Here is a 12,389-nt window from a genome sequence, read left to right on the forward strand (position 1 = left end):
TATGCAGGGAGGCCTTGGTAGCTATTGAGAGCAAAACCAAAGGTGGGGCTACGCCCTGTGACCGAAGGGATGACATAACTACATATGTCAACCTTTGTCGGCTCGGCTATCTATCCCAACAACCACTGGGTCGCTCAAATGGACTGCAGCGCTTCCAGGGATTCTGGCAATATCTGCCCCCCATCCACGACCAGGGTCTGGCCGGTGATATAGCCTACTTCATCGGATGCCAGGAATAAAGCAGCGTAGGCCACATCTTCCACCCGACCGAGCCGCCTTAGGGGGATAGAGGCCGCCATTTGTCGCAAGTAGTCGTCGCCCAGGCCCGCCAACCCCTCCGTGAGAATATTCCCAGGCAAGACAGCATTGATGGTCACGCCGTAGCGGGCCAGCTCCAGGGCGGCGGTGCGTAGGAAGCCAAGCTGTCCGGCTTTGGAGGCGCCGTAATGGGTCCAGCCTGGAAAGCCAGTAATTGGACCGGTGATGGAGGAGGTGAGAACCACCCGCCCGCGCCCACGGCGTTGGAAAGCGGGAATGGCCGCCTTGACGCAGAGAAAACACCCCTTCAGATTCGTGGCAAGGACTTCGTCCCACTCCTCGGGTGCCAGGTCCTCCAACCGTTTTTGGGGAAAGATACCCGCGTTGGCGCACAGAATATCTAGACCACCGTATGCCTGCTCTGCCCGCGCCATCAACTCCTGGACCTGTTCCCACTGGGAGACGTCACAGGCTTGGGCAATCACCTGGCCACCGGTCATCTCCTGCAGTTCCTGCGCTGTAGCCGCTAACTTGGATGGGTCACGGGCGGCGATCAGCACCTTGGCCCCCTGCTGGGCAAACACGCGGGCGATGCCCTTGCCGATGCCCCGCGATGCGCCGGTCACCACCACCGAGCGTCCCGCTACGGAAAACATGGCTCTCCTCCCTTAGCGCAGTTCCCGTTCCGCTTCGGCAATCAGCGCACTCTCTTCCTCCGGCGCTCGGGCCACCAGCCGGAAACGGCTATAGAACCAGTAGTATCCCATCATGAGCACCACAAAAATGACTGTTCCCACCACCCCAGGACGGTAGCTCTCGACCGCGAATGTCGCCGCCAGACAAATCAACGCCAAGATGGCACCGACCCAGGCGCCTGGCACACCCAGCGGGCTTCGGTAGGGTCTCGGCAGGTTGGGGCGGGTGCGGGCCAAATGAATGTAGGAAAACAGGGTCAGAGCATAGGAAATCACAGCGCCGAAAACCGCCATATTCAACAAGGCTGCGCCCACACTGTCGGAAAAGGCGTTAATCAAGATGCAAATGACAAACCCCACCACTGCGCCGAGCGTCAGGGCATAGTGGGGCGTATGGTAGCGGCTGACGACCGACAGCCCCCTGGGCAGGTAGCCCGCCCGCGAGAGCGCAAAAAGCACCCGCCCATAGGCGTAAATAATCGCGTGGAAGCTGGCCACTAGACCGGTAATCGAAATCAGCGTCAAAACCGTCGTGGTCGCAGCATCCTGAAAAACCGCCTTAAACCCCAACTCCAGAGGAGCTGCCGACTCCCCGACCTCCTTGGCCCCCGCGACCCCCACATTCAGCACAAGCGTCAACACCGAGAGCGCCAGCAGCGTCAGGATGGCCAAGATCAACGCGCGCGGCATATCCCGCACCACATCGTGAGACTCCTCCGCCGCCACCGGCAGTTGCTCAATCGCCAAGTAGAACCAGATGGCATAGGGAAGCGCGGCAAAGACCCCATACAGGCCGAAGGGGAGAAAACCAGAGTTGCCCGGCTGGGGCTGGATATTAAAAAGATTGTCCCAGCTCAAGGCTCCCGAAAAGATAGCGGCCCCGTAGAACACGACCAAAACCCCCAGCGCCAAGAAGGTCACAATCAGAGAAACTTGAAGAGATAACTTCGTGCCCCGAATGTTGATAAACACAAACAGCACATAAAAGAGGGCCCACCATATCCAGGCCGGTACTCCCGGAATCAGGGCATCCATGTACCCCGCGATTCCAACCACGATGACAGCAGGGCTAATGACATACTCCACCAGGTCCGTAATCCCATTGATGTAAGCCCAGGTGGGGCCGAAAGCGTGACGGGTAAAGGCGTAAAAACCACCGGCGTGGGGCAGGGCTGTGGAAAGCTCGGCAATGGAAAACACCAAAGTCAGGTACATGACTGCGACGATAACCGTGGCAATGAGAAGTCCGCCAAACCCGCCGGCAGCTAGGCCGTAATTCCAGCCGAAAAAGTCTCCAGAAATGACCGCCCCCACCCCCAGACCCCACAGGAGCAGCCAGTCGGCACTCTTGCGCAGGCGCCTTCTGTGCAAGTAACCCTCGTCCACGTCAACGTAGCGCACATCTCGACGCCTCCTATGCTTGTCCACGTAATTACCTCCTCAGCAGTCGTTGTCTAAAGCATTCCTTAGCCGACTACCACCAGTCTGTATTACAAGTAACAGGACTGCAAAGCACAACCACTTTGGTCGCCAGTATGCGACCTTGGGGCTAGTATTGGTAATACTTTTTACAGAATCAAATAAGATGACGTTGATAACTTACTAGGGCGTTATGCCCTTTACGAATCAGTATTGAATGGGTGTGCTCTACAGTGATGATTTCATTGCCGCCTTCAAGCAGGGGGTTGAACAACTCGCGCCTTTGTGGGGGCTTTCACCCCAAACGCAGGTGCGTCTCCTAACCGTTTCGGAAAATGCCACGTTTCGTGCCGACGACCTGGAGCGGGATACACCGGTCATTTTCCGGGTTTACCGGCCCGGTTACCACACCCGCGATGAAATTGAATCGGAATTTATCTGGATTGAAGCCTTGCGGGCAGAGGGCATTGTGACGACGCCGGAACCCTTGCGCACGCGGGAGGGGAGTTACCTCGCTTCGTTCGTCCATGCGGGTACGGAACGGTATGTCGCTGCATTTAGTTTTCTCCAGGGCAAAGAGCCGAATCCTGAAGACGAGCAGGATTTGACCAAAGCGTTTGGGGTTTTGGGTGAAATTAGCGCTCGCCTGCATGCCCACGCCAAGTCCTGGCATCCTCCCGCCAACTTTGTCCGCAAGACATGGGATTTTTCCACGACCATCGGCGAGCGTCCCCACTGGGGACCCTGGCAAGCTGCGTTGGGTCTGGAGCCAGAGGGGGCAGCCATTTTGCGTCGCTGTATTGGCGTCCTGCAGCGGCGCGTGGCGGCCTACGGGATGACACCGGACCGTTTCGGGCTGATCCACGCCGATTTGCGGGTAACCAACCTGCTGGTGGACGGGGACCAGATTGGCGTGATTGACTTCGACGACTGTGGCTTTGGCTGGTTCATTTACGACTTTGCTGCTGCTGTGAGTTTTCTGGAGCACAAGCCCTACATCCCGTTGTTGGCGGAGGCGTGGTTGGAGGGCTACCGTCGAGTTGCTCCTGTCGCCCCTGAGGACGTGGACATGATTCCCGATTTTGTGATGTTGCGCCGCATCATGTTGACGGCCTGGATTGCGGGTCACAGTGAAACCCCTTCGGCGCGCGAGGCGGGGTTAGCCGCCTACACCCAGGGGACTATCGAGCTGGCGGAGCGCTACCTGAGCACACGTTAGACTGGGATAGGGATGGAGATAGCCGATGACAACAGTTCCCTGCGTCACTACAGATACAACATCGCCTTTGCTGGCGCGTCGTTTAGCCAATGCTGGGGCGGCTTCTATCCTGTTTTACGACAAACCCTTAGAACTAGTGCGTGGGCAGGGAGCTTGGCTCGAAGCGGCGGATGGGACGCTTTACCTGGATGCCTATAACAATGTGCCGTCGGTTGGCCACTGTCACCCCAAAGTTGTGGCGGCCATCGCCGAGCAGACGGCAAAGCTAGCGATTCACAGTCGTTATCTGCACGAGATTGTCGAGTCCTATCTTGAGCGGCTCAAGGCCACCTTCCCTAGCAACCTTGCCAATATTGTGCTCTGCTGCACGGCCAGCGAAGCAAACGACCTGGCCATGCGAATTGCGATGCGCGCCACAGGGAGGCGGGGTTTCATCATCACCGAGAATGCCTACCACGGCAGCACGCTGGCCACGATCGACATTTCGCCCGCCCTGTGGAAACGGCGCGGTCCACCGGCTTACGTGCGCCTGGTTCCCCCACCGTCTCGGAGGGCTTACGGTGATGACATTACAGGTGGGTTTACGGCGGCTGTCGCTCAAGCAGCAGCAGCACTGGAAGCGGATGGATTGGGCTTGGCTGCCTTTATTTGTGACTCGATTTTTTCCAGCGATGGCGTGCTGGCGGACCCACCTGGGTTTCTCGGGCCGGTGGTTGAGACAGTACGGGCGGCTGGAGGTCTCTACATTGCCGATGAAGTACAATCCGGCTTTGGCCGCACCGGCGCCGGTATGTGGGGGTTTCAACGCCATGGCGTACAGCCTGATATGGTGACGATGGGGAAGGCCATGGGAAATGGCTACCCAGTCGCGGGTTTGGCTGTGAGACCCGAGTTGCTGTCTCAACTTTGTGAAGACATTGTGTATTTCAACACCTACGCCGGTAATCCGGTTGCGGCAGCGGCTGGGTTGGCCGTGCTCGACGTGATTGAACAGGAGAAGCTGATAGACAACGCGGCGCACCAAGGCGCTGTCTTGCTTGCCGGGATTCGCGACATCGTGGCGGGAAACCCCTTGATTGCCGAAGTCCGGGGCGCTGGTTTTTTCATTGGCGTTGAGTTTGCCGGCGTGGAAGCGCCAGCACGTGTGAAAGCGATGGTTGAGGGGTTGCGGCAGCGGCGAGTGCTTATTGGAACGACAGGACGTCACGGTGAGTCGCTGAAAATCCGGCCGCCACTTTGTTTCTCTGACAAAGAAGTAGCCACCTTCTTGGCAGCGTTTGCTGATGCGCTGGCTGAAGTGACGGCTGCACCTAACAGCCCAAGAACTGAACCGGTTCCTATCTGAGTCTCCCCGAGTTGCTCAACCTTCCACTAGCGGGGGACGAGCGATTGAACAAACGTTTCTCCTAGGTTGCTTGGCTAGCTGCGTCAACAGCGCTATCACTATAAAGCACCGGCTGCTGTCTGGTCGAAAAAGCCATCGGTGCGGGTGAGATTCAGCATCTGCAAAACGGGTGGACCACTAGCGCCTTCGGGGTAATCAATCACGCTAACTGCGCCGTTGCCCTGCTTGAATAACCAAAATCGCTCCGGCCCCAAGTGAAACAACTGGCACAGGATGGCCTTGTTAATCGCGTCATGGGCCACCACCAGCCCGTGCTGTCCTTCGTAGCGGGTAATGATTTTGTGCCAGGCCCGTCCGGCCCGTTCCCAGACTTGATAGAGATTTTCGCCCTGGGGCATTTGCACCGTTTCGGGATGGCGATGCCAGGCGGCCAGCATCCCCGGAAATTCCGCTTCCACCTGGTGGTGAAACTTGCCTTCCCATAACCCGTGGCTAATTTCCTGCAGGTCGGGTAGGAGTTCCAAGGCAACACCGGGGTGAGATTGGAGAATGATCTCCGCCGTTTGCCGTGCCCGACGCAGGGGACTGCTCACTGCGAAATCAAGGGGGACATCGGCGAGGAGTTGGCGGGTCTGTTGGGCCTGGCGCTGGCCCTGGTCGTTCAGGGGAATGTCCTTCTGCCCTTGAAACTGGCCCTGGCGATTCCAGTCGGTTTCCCCGTGCCGCACCAGGTAAATCCGCGTGCCGCCCTTGGACTTGGGAAATAGGCTGCCGGTGTGAAAGACTAGGTTCAGGGCTTCCAATTGCACCTGATCCCCCTGGAGATTGACGATGCTCACCCCGCAGTTGCTCTGTTGCAGCCGGAAATAGTCCGCCGGTTGGAGTCCTAGGAGTTGCACCAGCCACATGCGGTTGATCGTGGCATGACCAACCCCTAACACCGTTTGCCCCTGGTGCTGGGTCGTGAGCGTTTGGGTCAAGCGTTCCGCCTGGCTGAGCAATTCCAGGAGCGGGTAGCGGCCATTCATCACGAATTCCGCCGGATTGGTGCGCCAGCGCCGGTAGTCCTCGGGAAATTGGACACGCACCGTTTCGTGGGGCAACCCTTCCCAGGCGGCCAGGTCAATCTCCAGCAGGTCAGGCGTCGGCGTGATAGGCACCCCAGCTAAGTTGAACAACTGGGCGGTCTCTAGGGCGCGTCGTAGGGGGCTGACGTAAATATGGTCAATCGGGACCCCCTGGAGCATCTGGCCGGTTTGGATGGCCATGACCCGTCCCCGCTCGGTGAGTAGCGCCGCATCCGAACGACCTTGGATGAGGGACTGGGCGTTGTAGGTGCTTTCGCCGTGACGGGTGAGCAGGAGACGGGTGCCAGTGGTCATGCAGAACGGGAATTACTTCACCGCTACTGTAGCACCAGCCTCGACCAGCTTGGCCTTGATTTTCTCGGCTTCTTCCTTGGGGATGCCCTCCTTGACGGGTTTGGGAGCCGCTTCCACCAGGTCTTTGGCCTCTTTGAGCCCCAGGCCAGTCAACTCCCGCACCACCTTCAAGATAGCAATCTTCTTGTCGGCGGGCACCGCTTCCAGAATCACGCTGAATTCGGTTTGCTCCTCCACCGGTTCGGGAGCGGGGGCAGCGGCGGGAGCACCAGCAGCGGCAGCGGGAGCAGCGGCCATGACCATGCCCCCTACCGGAGCAGCGGCGCTCACCCCAAAGGTTTCTTCAATTTTCTTGACCAGTTCCGCCGCCTCCAGCAGCGTTAAGCTTTTCAACTCTTCCAAAATGGCATCAGTTTTAGCAGACATGGTGATTTCTCCTTATGTCTCATGAACGACACAACGTGAACTAGGAACCGGCGGCTTCCTTTTGCTGGACGACCGCCTGGAGCACCCGCCCCAAAGAAGCGGGCACTTCGTTGATCCCCGTCGCCAGTTGGGTGGGGACGGCGTGGAGCGCTGTGGCCAGTTGGGTGGGCAGCATTTTGAGCATGCCCGCCACCTTGGCCATCAACACCTCTTTCGGGGGCAGGTCAAGCACGGCTTTGAGGCCCTGTTCGTCCAGGGCTTGCCCCTCCATCACTGCGCCCCGCAATTCTGTCTTTTTGGTGGTTTTTTGGAACTCTTGATAGGCTTTGACCGCGCCAGGCAAATCGTCCCGGATCAGCAAGAAGGCGTTGGGTCCCTTCAGGAACCGCTCCATCGGCTGCCAGGTGGGATTGTCCCGGATAGCTAGGCGCATCAAGGTGTTTTTGGTGACCTTGCAGACAGTGCCGGTGGGTCGGAGGCGCCGGCGCAGGTCGGTCATCTCCGCCACCGTCAACCCCTGGTAATCAATCACTAGCGTCATCTGGGCTTGGTCCAGGGTCTTTTTTAAGTCAGCAACAATGGCCTGTTTTTGCGCTAGGGTTCGTCCCATAGGCTCTCCCAAATAAAAAACCCGGTTATGGTTGCCGGGCCAAACCAAGCATCACCCCTTAGGGGGTTGGCTGGGCTGACCTCGGCAGGACATTTACGCATCAAGCACCTGCGGTCTGCGGTCATGGATGCAATTGGGGGTGACTCACTCGATAGGCCAAACTCCTCCTCAACGCGCCCGTCGAAACTTTTACGCCTCCGCCAGTTTCATCTCCCGCAACAGGTTGAAGTCCACTTCAATCCCCGGTCCCATCGTGGCGGAAATAAAGAGACTGCGCCAGTAACGGCCCTTGGCGCCCGGCGGTCGGTTGCGGTCAATCGACTCCTGCAATGCCTTGAGATTGACCAGCAAATCCTCAACCGCAAAAGAAGCCTTGCCGAATAGGACATGGACGATCCCGGAGCGGTCCGCCCGGTACTCCAATTTCCCTGCTTTGAACTCTTTAATAGCTGCAGCCAGGTCGAAGGTCACCGTTCCCCCTTTAGGCGAGGGCATCAATCCCTTCGGCCCCAACAGTTTCCCTAGCTTGGCCACCTTGGGCATGATGTCCGGTGTGGCAATCAGCTTATCGAAATCCAAGCGCCCTCCGGCAATCTCTTCGATGAGTTCTTCAGACCCATAGACATCGGCTCCCGCCGCCTGGGCCTCCGCAACTTTTTCCCCGCGCGCAATGACCGCCACCCGCACCGTTTGCCCCGTGCCCTTGGGAAGCGTCACCGTCGCCCGCAACTGCTGGTCGTTGAACTTGGGGTCAATGCCCAGCCGGATATGGGCTTCGGCGCTTTCGGGAAACTTAGCCGTCGCCGTCTCCTTAAGCAGGGCAATCGCTTCTTTGGGCTCGTAAGGTCGCGGCTCCACCTTGGCTAGCAGCGCCTGAAACCGCTTGGAGTGTTTCTTCATCCCGCTTTACCTCCGGGGTGTTGACGAGGTTTGTCCTCTCCCCCCTCCCCGCATAAGCACATTTATCAATTATCACTGACAGGATAGACCCTGTCAATCCACAATCGTGATCCCCATCTGGCGCGCCGTGCCCGCCACCGTGCGCATAGCCGCCTCGAGGTCATCCGTATTCAGGTCGGGCAATTTCGTCTGGGCGATTTCCCGCAGTTGGGCGCGGGTAATTTTGCCGACTTTTTTGCCCTTGGGGTCGCCGGAGCCTTTTTCAATCCCGGCGGCTTTGGCCAGCAACACCGATGCCGGGGGCGTTTTCAGGACAAACGTAAAGCTGCGGTCTTCGTAGATGGTAATTTCCGCCGGGATGATCATCCCCACCTTGTCGGCGGTCTTGGCGTTGTACTCTTTACAGAACATCATGATGTTGACGCCATGTTGCCCGAGGGCCGGACCCACCGGAGGCGCGGGGTTGGCTTTCCCAGCTGGCAGGGCCAGTTTGACGACAGCGGTGACTTTCTTGGCCATGAAGCGTGGTCCTCAACGCAAACGTCTAACTTTCCTTCTGAATCTGGGTGAACTCCAGTTCGACGGGCGTTTCCCGCCCGAAGATGGACAGCAACGCCTTGAGTTTACTGCGCTCTGGGCTGACTTCAATCACTTCGCCCCGGAAGTCCTTAAACGGACCCGAGATGACCACAATCCGGTCGCCCGGCGCCATATCCACCTTCACCTTGGGCTCTTCCACTGCCACCGACCGGAACACCCGCTCGACTTCAGCGTCCGACAGGGGCATAGGTTTGACTTGCACCCGTCCACCGCGTACCTGGGGCGAACCAACAAAGTTGATGACATGGGGTGTGCTGCGCACCACCTGCCAGGCCTCGTCGTCAATTTCCCACTGGCCCTTGTCGTTCTGCACCGCCAGCATCTGCACGTACACGTAGCCAGGATAGATTTTTTCCTCCGTATTCTGGCGGCTCCCGTCTTTACGAATGCGCACCACCGGCGCCTGGGGAATGGCCACCTGCAAAATCCGGTCGGTCATGTCCAGGGCGCGACTGCGCTGCTCGAGGGTACTTTTCACCTTCTGCTCGCAGCCGGAGGCCACCTGCACCACGTACCAGCAGGGCCGGCCTACCCGCTCTTGCCCCTCCATCGGTTCCGCTGAATAGGTCATGGAAACACTCGCCGCGCTAACCACACAAACAAGCTATCCACCAGGTAAATCAGCAAGGTCGAGGCCGTCACCATCAAGATGACCGCTAGCGACTCGCTGACCAGTTGCTGCCGAGTCGGCCAGATGACCTTTTTCAACTCAGCGCGCACATCCTGTAAAAATGTCAACAGCCCACCCTTTTCCGGCGGCGCTGCCGTTTCTTTCTTTTCCATGCCGCTTCCTTGCTCGGACGACCCGGCTTCATCTAAGGCATTGTTCATCTTAGCACAAGTGAATCGGGTTACGACCGTTGTGCATTGGGAGAGCGCGTGATATGATGAAAGACTGTTGCCCAATTTGCACTCTATGTCTCGCTATCGTGGCCCACGGGTTCGGATCATTCGGCGGCTAGGGGATTTACCTGGCCTGACCCGAAAGGTTGCGCGCAAGCGTGTGAATCCTCCCGGTCAGCACGGCCAAGCGCCCCGCAAGTTGTCGGAGTACGCCAAGCGGCTGGAGGAAAAGCAGAAGCTGCGCTACAACTACGGCATTTCAGAGCGGCAACTGTTGCGGTATGTGCGCAGGGCGCGGCGGGTGAAAGGTTCGACAGGGTTAGCCCTGTTGCAGTTGCTAGAGATGCGCCTCGACAATACCGTGTTCCGGTTGGGGATGGCTCCGACGATTCCGGCGGCACGCCAGTTGGTAAGTCATGGACACATCCAGGTCAATGGCCGGACCGTGTACACCCCGAGCTACGAGTGCAAACCTGGTGATGTGATTACTGTGCGCCCGCGCGAGTCGTCCCGCAGGCTGGTTGCGGCTTACGCCGAATACCCTGGCCTGGCAACCCTACCGACGCACCTGGAATTTGACAAGAACAAGCTGGAGGGGAAGGTGACGGGGGTTATCGAACGCCAGTGTGTGGCGTTGCAGGTGAATGAACTGATGATTGTGGAGTTTTACTCTCGCAAGGGTTAGGCTGGGAGCCATCGCGTCACACGGCGGTCAAGGGCGTTTTGATACCGAGGTACAGTTCGCCGATGCGGGGGTCGTTGAGCAGGTCTGAACCGGGGCCGCTGTAGCATTCGCGACCGTTTTCCAGGACATAGCCTCGGTGGGAAATTTTGAGGGCTTGGCGGGCGTTTTGCTCCACAAGCAGAATGGTGACCCCCAGGCGGTTGATTTGCTGGATATACCCCATGACTTCCCCGACTAATCGGGGAGAAAGGGCTGCCGACGGTTCATCGAGCAGTAACAGTTGCGGGTGACTCATTAACGCCCGCGCCATAGCAAGCAGTTGCCGTTCACCGCCGGAGAGGGTCCCCGCACGCTGGTGGTAGCGCTGGCGCAGGATGGGGAAAAGTTGGGTGAGTTCGTCAATGCGGGCTTGTAATTGCTTTTTGCTAACTGGTCCCGCCCCGAGCTGGAGATTTTCTGCGACAGTTAAAGAACGAAAAACATTGGCCAGTTGTGGGACGTAGGCGATGCCCTGAGCGACCAATTGGTGGGTGGGAACATGGAGGATAGGGCGACCTTGAAATTCCACTATCCCCCGCCGGTAAGGCAGCAGGTTAAAAATGGCCTTGAGCAGGGTAGATTTCCCTGCGCCGTTGGGACCGATCAGGGTGACCAGTTCGCCCTGGTCAATCGAGATACTCGCCCCCTGCAAGATGTCCAAACCGGCGATATAACCGGCATACAAGTCCTGAACTCGTAGCAGGGATTGGCGCATCCGCAGGCCTCGTGATACTTTAGGATTATTATCTTACGTGAATGCCAAGGGTGCCAGATAGGGGCGGTTAGCTCAGCGGTAGAGCGCCTGCCTTACAAGCAGGATGTCACAGGTTCGATTCCTGTATCGCCCATGGTATTTTATAAGATTAACTGACACCAATCTAAAATTGATGCCCACGCTACGCCAATTGTAAGGCAGGCACTCTTTACACCAGTCCTCTGAGCGAGAAGGTAGTTGCACCCCTTCAGCCTAGGACGCTCACCCTACCGGTGTTTTCGCCCCAGGTTTCGTGAAGGTGTGCTTACCTTCCTACATTGACAGTATTTTGTCATACAGACCCATCGGTGTCTGCGTCCCAAAATACTGTCCCGCTTGTACAGGTGGATTTTCCCACGCAGGGTTGCAACGGTTCACGAACCAGCTAGGATGGGTCCTGATTCGGCGACCGCCGCTCCGGTTAGCCCGTTCCCTCTTGCTGGGTGCGCACCTGGTTTCAGTTTCGGAGTGAGAAAGTACGACCGCTTACCGGCGGTCAAACAACCCCACACTTGACACAGACCAGCGGCTCTGGGGAGCTTCGTCTGCGGCGCTGTTTGTTGCTATTCGGTTGTCCAGGTTCAAGCAGCTTTACGCTGGTAGTAAGCGCTCAGAGCAACTTGCAGCGCTCGTTGCCAGGGAGCTGCTTCTCCGCCCGCGCCTGCACGTCCGCCTACGCCATCTCCCGCAGGTCTGTTATAGCCAAGCTTTTTAAGGTTGTCATATAATGAACGTGTTGCTAGGGAGTGAGAAAATGCCCAGACCATATAACTAGAAGCCATCTTGAATGGCGCCACTATCATGGAAGTCAGTCAGTTCCTAAAGGTCAGCTATCGAACGGTACAACGCTGGCTCAGACAAGGGTTAGAAACCGGGGACGTTCACCCCAAGGAAGGCTATCAAAAAGGCCATCGTCATAAGCTGAAAGACCTAGAAGAATTCCAGCGGTTTGTGGATTAACGGGAGATGGCCGCTCACTTCGGTGTGAGTTAAGGCTCTGCAAAAGATAGGCTATAACCACAAAAAAAACCTATTTCTAAGAGTGACAGGCTTACTGTGAGTTAATCGAGCAGATACCACTAAATCAGGTGGTCTATATGAACCAATCTGGCGTAGATTACCGGGATATTGATGAATAAGGAGAGAGAGTTTAATCGTGGAGAACGAATTAGCATGATGGCGGCTTACCCATCAGGGCGTGTGATGGAACCATT

The 12,389-nt window shown here is 57.6% G+C and carries 14 protein-coding genes and 1 tRNA gene; 5 read left to right on the forward strand and 10 right to left on the reverse strand.

The annotated features are described in order from the left end of the window. Positions 1 to 134: 134 nt before the first annotated feature. Together fabG and eat are read right to left on the reverse strand one after the other, a co-directional pair. Positions 135 to 914, reverse strand: a complete 780-nt coding sequence (fabG, locus tag NZ705_11570; GenBank protein ID MCS7293584.1) for a 3-oxoacyl-ACP reductase FabG — start codon at positions 912 to 914, stop codon at positions 135 to 137. A 12-nt stretch (positions 915 to 926) separates the two neighbouring features. After that, complete coding sequence (eat, locus tag NZ705_11575; protein ID MCS7293585.1) at positions 927 to 2,354, reverse strand: ethanolamine permease; 1,428 nt, start codon at positions 2,352 to 2,354, stop codon at positions 927 to 929. 235 nt (positions 2,355 to 2,589) lie between these two features. On the opposite strand from eat, the gene NZ705_11580 reads away from it, so the two are divergent. After that, on the forward strand, positions 2,590 to 3,591 hold the full coding sequence (locus tag NZ705_11580; protein MCS7293586.1) for a phosphotransferase: 1,002 nt from the start codon (positions 2,590 to 2,592) through the stop codon (positions 3,589 to 3,591). Positions 3,592 to 3,616: 25 nt separating this feature from the next. After that, on the forward strand, positions 3,617 to 4,936 hold the full coding sequence (locus tag NZ705_11585) for an aminotransferase class III-fold pyridoxal phosphate-dependent enzyme (protein ID MCS7293587.1): 1,320 nt from the start codon (positions 3,617 to 3,619) through the stop codon (positions 4,934 to 4,936). A gap of 98 nt (positions 4,937 to 5,034) precedes the next feature. Here the strand turns inward: NZ705_11585 and NZ705_11590 are convergent, their stop codons facing one another. The 7 genes from NZ705_11590 to secE all read right to left on the reverse strand — a co-directional run bounded on the left by NZ705_11590 (position 5,035) and on the right by secE (position 9,685). Next, a complete protein-coding gene (locus NZ705_11590) occupies positions 5,035 to 6,318 on the reverse strand; it encodes a histidine phosphatase family protein (protein MCS7293588.1) in 1,284 nt (427 codons plus the stop codon). A 12-nt stretch (positions 6,319 to 6,330) separates the two neighbouring features. Then, a complete protein-coding gene (gene rplL, locus NZ705_11595; protein ID MCS7293589.1) occupies positions 6,331 to 6,744 on the reverse strand; it encodes a 50S ribosomal protein L7/L12 in 414 nt (137 codons plus the stop codon). Positions 6,745 to 6,784: 40 nt separating this feature from the next. Next, complete coding sequence (gene rplJ, locus NZ705_11600) at positions 6,785 to 7,354, reverse strand: 50S ribosomal protein L10 (GenBank protein ID MCS7293590.1); 570 nt, start codon at positions 7,352 to 7,354, stop codon at positions 6,785 to 6,787. A 189-nt stretch (positions 7,355 to 7,543) separates the two neighbouring features. Further along, on the reverse strand, positions 7,544 to 8,254 hold the full coding sequence (gene rplA, locus NZ705_11605; GenBank protein MCS7293591.1) for a 50S ribosomal protein L1: 711 nt from the start codon (positions 8,252 to 8,254) through the stop codon (positions 7,544 to 7,546). A 93-nt stretch (positions 8,255 to 8,347) separates the two neighbouring features. Then, positions 8,348 to 8,773 carry a 50S ribosomal protein L11 gene (gene rplK, locus NZ705_11610; GenBank protein ID MCS7293592.1) on the reverse strand — a complete coding sequence of 142 codons (426 nt, stop codon included), beginning with the start codon at positions 8,771 to 8,773 and terminating at the stop codon, positions 8,348 to 8,350. A gap of 25 nt (positions 8,774 to 8,798) precedes the next feature. Further along, entirely contained in the window at positions 8,799 to 9,425 is a 627-nt protein-coding gene (gene nusG / locus NZ705_11615; protein MCS7293593.1) for a transcription termination/antitermination protein NusG, read from the reverse strand. Beyond that, the gene (gene secE / locus NZ705_11620) at positions 9,422 to 9,685 is read right to left on the reverse strand and encodes a preprotein translocase subunit SecE (GenBank protein ID MCS7293594.1); all 264 of its coding nucleotides are present in this window, start codon (positions 9,683 to 9,685) and stop codon (positions 9,422 to 9,424) included. Before secE ends, nusG begins: the two co-directional genes overlap by 4 nt. Positions 9,686 to 9,770: 85 nt before the next feature. Here secE and rpsD point away from each other — a divergent pair, with 85 nt between their 5' ends. Further along, entirely contained in the window at positions 9,771 to 10,382 is a 612-nt protein-coding gene (rpsD, locus tag NZ705_11625) for a 30S ribosomal protein S4 (protein ID MCS7293595.1), read from the forward strand. Between the two features lie 16 nt (positions 10,383 to 10,398). Here rpsD and NZ705_11630 read toward each other — a convergent pair whose 3' ends face one another. Next, positions 10,399 to 11,136: an ABC transporter ATP-binding protein gene (locus tag NZ705_11630; protein MCS7293596.1), complete on the reverse strand. Its 738-nt coding sequence runs from the start codon at positions 11,134 to 11,136 to the stop codon at positions 10,399 to 10,401. Positions 11,137 to 11,197: 61 nt separating this feature from the next. Between NZ705_11630 and NZ705_11635 the strand changes: the two genes are divergently transcribed. Both NZ705_11635 and NZ705_11640 read left to right on the forward strand, forming a co-directional pair. After that, positions 11,198 to 11,269, forward strand: a tRNA-Val gene (locus NZ705_11635). Between the two features lie 689 nt (positions 11,270 to 11,958). Continuing rightward, positions 11,959 to 12,135 (forward strand): helix-turn-helix domain-containing protein, encoded by a 177-nt coding sequence (locus NZ705_11640; GenBank protein ID MCS7293597.1) that lies wholly within the window; start codon positions 11,959 to 11,961, stop codon positions 12,133 to 12,135. Positions 12,136 to 12,389: the final 254 nt, after the last annotated feature.

This window comes from Gloeomargarita sp. SKYB120, assembly GCA_025062155.1.
Classification (GTDB): Bacteria; Cyanobacteriota; Cyanobacteriia; order Gloeomargaritales; family Gloeomargaritaceae; genus Gloeomargarita.

Bases quoted from the DNA above. Each gene is read 5' to 3' on its own strand.
- fabG (MCS7293584.1), bottom strand. From the start codon at position 914: ATGTTTTCCGTAGCGGGACGCTCGGTGGTGGTGACCGGCGCATCGCGG.
- NZ705_11580 (MCS7293586.1), top strand. From the start codon at position 2,590: ATGGGTGTGCTCTACAGTGATGATTTCATTGCCGCCTTCAAGCAGGGG.
- NZ705_11585 (MCS7293587.1), top strand. From the start codon at position 3,617: ATGACAACAGTTCCCTGCGTCACTACAGATACAACATCGCCTTTGCTG.
- NZ705_11590 (MCS7293588.1), bottom strand. From the start codon at position 6,318: ATGACCACTGGCACCCGTCTCCTGCTCACCCGTCACGGCGAAAGCACC.
- rplL (MCS7293589.1), bottom strand. From the start codon at position 6,744: ATGTCTGCTAAAACTGATGCCATTTTGGAAGAGTTGAAAAGCTTAACG.
- rplJ (MCS7293590.1), bottom strand. From the start codon at position 7,354: ATGGGACGAACCCTAGCGCAAAAACAGGCCATTGTTGCTGACTTAAAA.
- rplA (MCS7293591.1), bottom strand. From the start codon at position 8,254: ATGAAGAAACACTCCAAGCGGTTTCAGGCGCTGCTAGCCAAGGTGGAG.
- rplK (MCS7293592.1), bottom strand. From the start codon at position 8,773: ATGGCCAAGAAAGTCACCGCTGTCGTCAAACTGGCCCTGCCAGCTGGG.
- nusG (MCS7293593.1), bottom strand. From the start codon at position 9,425: ATGACCTATTCAGCGGAACCGATGGAGGGGCAAGAGCGGGTAGGCCGG.
- secE (MCS7293594.1), bottom strand. From the start codon at position 9,685: ATGAACAATGCCTTAGATGAAGCCGGGTCGTCCGAGCAAGGAAGCGGC.
- rpsD (MCS7293595.1), top strand. From the start codon at position 9,771: ATGTCTCGCTATCGTGGCCCACGGGTTCGGATCATTCGGCGGCTAGGG.
- NZ705_11630 (MCS7293596.1), bottom strand. From the start codon at position 11,136: ATGCGCCAATCCCTGCTACGAGTTCAGGACTTGTATGCCGGTTATATC.